Here is a 4,111-nt window from a genome sequence, read left to right on the forward strand (position 1 = left end):
ATAATAAAGCTCATATATAGGTTTACAATAAGTAATTGAGTTCATAATAGCAAATTGAACTTTCATTTGTCTATCATTATTTTTCCAAGTTCAACAACATTCAGTAAAAGTCGACAAAAAAAGCCATTCAGCAGAAGGGAAATCCCCTTCCTATGCCAAATAGCCCTCTCACTCATTAAAAATCAATTAATCCAACGCTGATTAACAAAGCATCATCAACTTTACGCATCGTTTCGTCATCCAAATGCGTAATCTTATCCGTTAATCTTTGCTTGTCGATCGTCCGAATTTGTTCAAGCAATACGACAGAATCACGATCAAACCCATGGGCGGCGGCATCCATTTCAACATGGGTAGGCAGCTTTGCCTTTTGAATTTGAGCTGTGATTGCAGCCACAATTACCGTTGGACTAAAACGGTTTCCAATATCATTTTGAATGACCAAGACGGGGCGAACACCACCCTGTTCCGATCCGACGACAGGCGATAAATCCGCAAAAAAGACATCTCCACGTTTTACAATCAACCTCTACACCCCGCTAACGAGACGGCCTAACGTATGATCTGCTTCTTCCTCCGCTTGAAAAGCTTCCGAGGCCATGTTCAGGTTTATTTTCGCCATTTCCATATACCCGCGCTGCATGGATTCTCGAATTTGACGTTTTTTGCGCTCCACCAAATACAGCTTCATGGCTTGCCGAATAAATTCGCTGCGGTTGGAGTTTTCCTTGGCTACAATCCCGTCAACCTCCTCCAGCAAGTGATCTGGCAGGCTAATCATGATTCTTTTGGTATTTTGTACATTGGCCACCGAACTCGCACCCCCAAAACTTTTCCATAACCTTAATACACATTATGACAATATATTGYCGTCGCTATACTTCAACATATCTATGATAGCCGTATATCAAATATGCTGTATGTTTTCATGTATAGCCATTATAGATGATCTGCCTTACTACATTCGAGATATTTGGCGAAAATCCTCTTCATTTACGAAAAATTGTAAGATGAAACAATTACCAATTCGAATGATGTCTAAGTTAGGGGGTTTTGCACAGCTATTATTTGGTTACCTCTGACATATACGCGAGGTACTCGTGTAGCAAGCATGCAGATTAATTCATAATTTAACGTTCCTAGCTGCTCAGCTACTTCCTCCACTGTAATAGCCTCATTGCCCTGGCGTCCAATGAGCACAACCTCTTCACCTGACTCAATTGGCAACGCTCCCGCATCAGAAGCTGCATCAAGCGCTATCATACATTGATCCATACATATCGTACCTCGGATTGGTACTTTTACACCTCGTACAAGTCCGTGGGCTTTACCCGTTAGCATGCGACTAAAGCCGTCTGCATATCCAATCGGAAGTGTTCCGATGATTTCTTCGCTTTTTGAAAAATAACGAGTGCCATAGCTGATTCCCCAGCCGGCAGGTACTTTTTTGACCATAACCACTTCTGTTTTCAGCGTCAAGACCGGCTTCAGCTCCACTCGCTGCTGATTAACTTCTTCAGAAGGATAAAGACCAAACATACTAATTCCTAATCGCAGCATACCGTCCGCAAATTGCGGAGTGTCAATGCCTGCAGCGCTGTTTGCCGCATGAATAATCGGTATAGGCAATCCATTCTGCCGGACATAATCTGCCACTTCTCGAAATCGCTCGTACTGCATGATCGTATAGCTCTTATCCGCTTCATCCGCACGCGCATAATGCGTAAACAATCCTTCAACTTCAACTTGTGGTATCTGCAACGCCTTTTCAATAAAAGAAATCGCAGCGTCTTTCCCGATTATGCCGAGCCGTCCCATTCCGGAATCGATCTTGATGTGAACTTTAAGCTTTCGTCCACTTATGTCAGGCGGCAGCTTTGCAGCTGCTTCCATAATGTCATCCCTGAACAGGCTTATTGTAATATCATTGCTTCTAGCGACAGACAAGGCATCCGCAGCCACGAATCCAAGTACAAGAATCGGGGTTAGGATGCCTGCCTTGCGCAATTGCAATGCTTCATCAAGAAAAGCGACTCCTAAATAGTCCACGCCAAAGCGTTCTGCTTCCCTTGCTATTTCTACCGCGCCATGTCCGTAAGCGTTAGCCTTAACGGAGGCCATTAGCTTGCAGTCCTGTGGCATGGCATTGCGAAAAGCTTGTAAATTATGTCGTAATGCATCAAGTGATAATTCAACCCTAGTCGGGCGATAAAACGAATCCAAGTCTTTCACCTTCTCCTCATCTTTCAGCCACAACAGTCCGAGCAGCAAACATCAATAGCAATAATGTTAAACCTTGCTGCTAAGACTGTCAATGAAACGAACCTCGGAATTGGCTAGTACGTCTTGGAAATTCGCTCTTTTCCCCGCTTTATTTCCCGATTTCTCCCTGTACCGACTGTGCGACCTTAAGCATTTCGGACTCAGGCAGATTTGCACTGGTCAGCCGGAACTGATGACCCTCGTAAGTCCAGGTGAGCGTCTGTTGTTCATCACCGCTGAGCTGACCCCACGTAAAGCCTAGATCGACCATCACCCCATCTACTAAGGAGGCTGCTTGATCTTTTGGCTCCGTCTGAATCAACGTGTAGCTATAATCGCCAGTGTAACGAAGCATCAGACCAGGATTACCGCCAAATTTAATATCAACTAATTCCGGCTCGCCCACACCATCTGGAATGTACGAAGGTTCCATTGCTGTGAAATTAGTGGCTTCAGGAGTAGTACCCGTTGCAGCTCCATCGCCTTCATTTTCCGCAGCATTGCCGCTATTATTCGTTTGATTATTACCGTCTACTGCACTGTCAGTTCCTGGCTTATTCCCGTCTTTGTCCACTTTATTGCCTGGGGTTCCTGCTTCTACTTCAGTATTCGTATTTGTTCCCTTGTTGCTGGGTTGCTCCGGCGTAGTCATCGTTGGCTCTTCCGTCTCTTGATTAGTAGGAGCAGCATTCATGTTTGCTTCTGTCTCAAATACAGCTTTATCAAATTTTGGACCAAAATCAAATTTGTCAAATTTCACTTCGACCATTACCGTTGCATTCGTATCGCTGACCTCAACCTGAACCGGCTTGTAGTCTGCTTTATTAAGCCAAATTTTTTGACGAGACAATGAACCATTGTTGTAGTTAGCCATGACATCAAACACGTAAGCATCTTGATCGATTACAAATTGCCGCGAGTTATCAACTAGGATGCTTTGAATGAGCGTTTGATATAAATATACTTGCCCTTGGTTTTGCGGCCAATCGCTTTGGAAGCGGAATACTTTATTCAGCTTCGGTGTGAGAACGAATACGCCGTCGTCATTGCGAAGCACGATTTGTGTAATGTCCTTCTCTTCATTTGTCAGCTTGATCCGATAAAATTGCGGCTTTTGATAGGAAACCTCCACCTTGTATTCGAGTGGCTGCTGTCCCGTTCGCAGCGTCATCGTCCCGCTTCCTTGATAGCTCTCCATACTGTTTACTACCTTGTCGAGCTCCTTAACCACGGACTCGGCGTCCTTCGTTCCGCAAGCCGCTAATGCTAATGAAAAAATTAATAATATTGCCGCGGTCCATGTCATGCGACGCATGTAATCATCCCCTCTGCACATTGTTTTTTACTGGCTGATAACATGTCTATGAGGGGACTTGACCAATTATGCGGACTAGTTTGACAAGCAGGGGCTTGGATCAAAATATATGGCTATCTCAGCTCAATTTGACGCGATAGTTTAGTTAGCTAACTCCGATTAGCAGCAGCATCGCGGCATCTAAGCGCATTAATACACTTAGTACGCCAACTGCTTTTCAAAACTGCTCAAATAGATGCACTTGTGCACCTATATACTTCACTTCCATCATATTTGTTGTAAACAGGTGCACATCTGCGCTTATTTACAATCCACGATCGGTTCACTCACACTCTAAGCACATTACCAACACTCTGCCTATACAATTTACATACGGTCCAATCGCACTCCTTRCACACTTCACAAATGTACGCTCTCTCACGTAACCGGCTGCCATTCACAACTAATTTCATGAATGTAAAACTGGCTAGTTTAGTGAGCACACACCTGTTAGCAGCAGCATCGTAACATCTAAGTGCATAAATACACCTAATC

General features: G+C 44.3%; 4 protein-coding genes. All 4 read right to left on the reverse strand.

Annotation, left to right across the window (positions count from 1 at the left end; genetic code table 11):
* Positions 1-175: 175 nt before the first annotated feature.
* Positions 176-526: a type II toxin-antitoxin system PemK/MazF family toxin gene (locus AC1DSE_RS31655; RefSeq protein ID WP_028609438.1), complete on the reverse strand. Its 351-nt coding sequence runs from the start codon at positions 524-526 to the stop codon at positions 176-178.
* Positions 527-529: 3 nt separating this feature from the next.
* On the reverse strand, positions 530-811 hold the full coding sequence (locus AC1DSE_RS31660; RefSeq protein ID WP_028609437.1) for a CopG family ribbon-helix-helix protein: 282 nt from the start codon (positions 809-811) through the stop codon (positions 530-532).
* Positions 812-1,038: 227 nt separating this feature from the next.
* A complete protein-coding gene (gene alr, locus AC1DSE_RS31665) occupies positions 1,039-2,223 on the reverse strand; it encodes an alanine racemase (RefSeq protein ID WP_441877571.1) in 1,185 nt (394 codons plus the stop codon).
* 148 nt (positions 2,224-2,371) lie between these two features.
* Entirely contained in the window at positions 2,372-3,577 is a 1,206-nt protein-coding gene (locus AC1DSE_RS31670; protein ID WP_441876968.1) for an outer membrane lipoprotein-sorting protein, read from the reverse strand.
* Between the last annotated feature and the right edge of the window lie 534 nt (positions 3,578-4,111).

It is taken from the genome of Paenibacillus sp. 01L418, assembly GCF_056400045.1.

Excerpts from the sequence above, each read along its gene's own strand:
- AC1DSE_RS31670 (WP_441876968.1), bottom strand. The coding sequence starts at position 3,577 with ATGCGTCGCATGACATGGACCGCGGCAATATTATTAATTTTTTCATTA.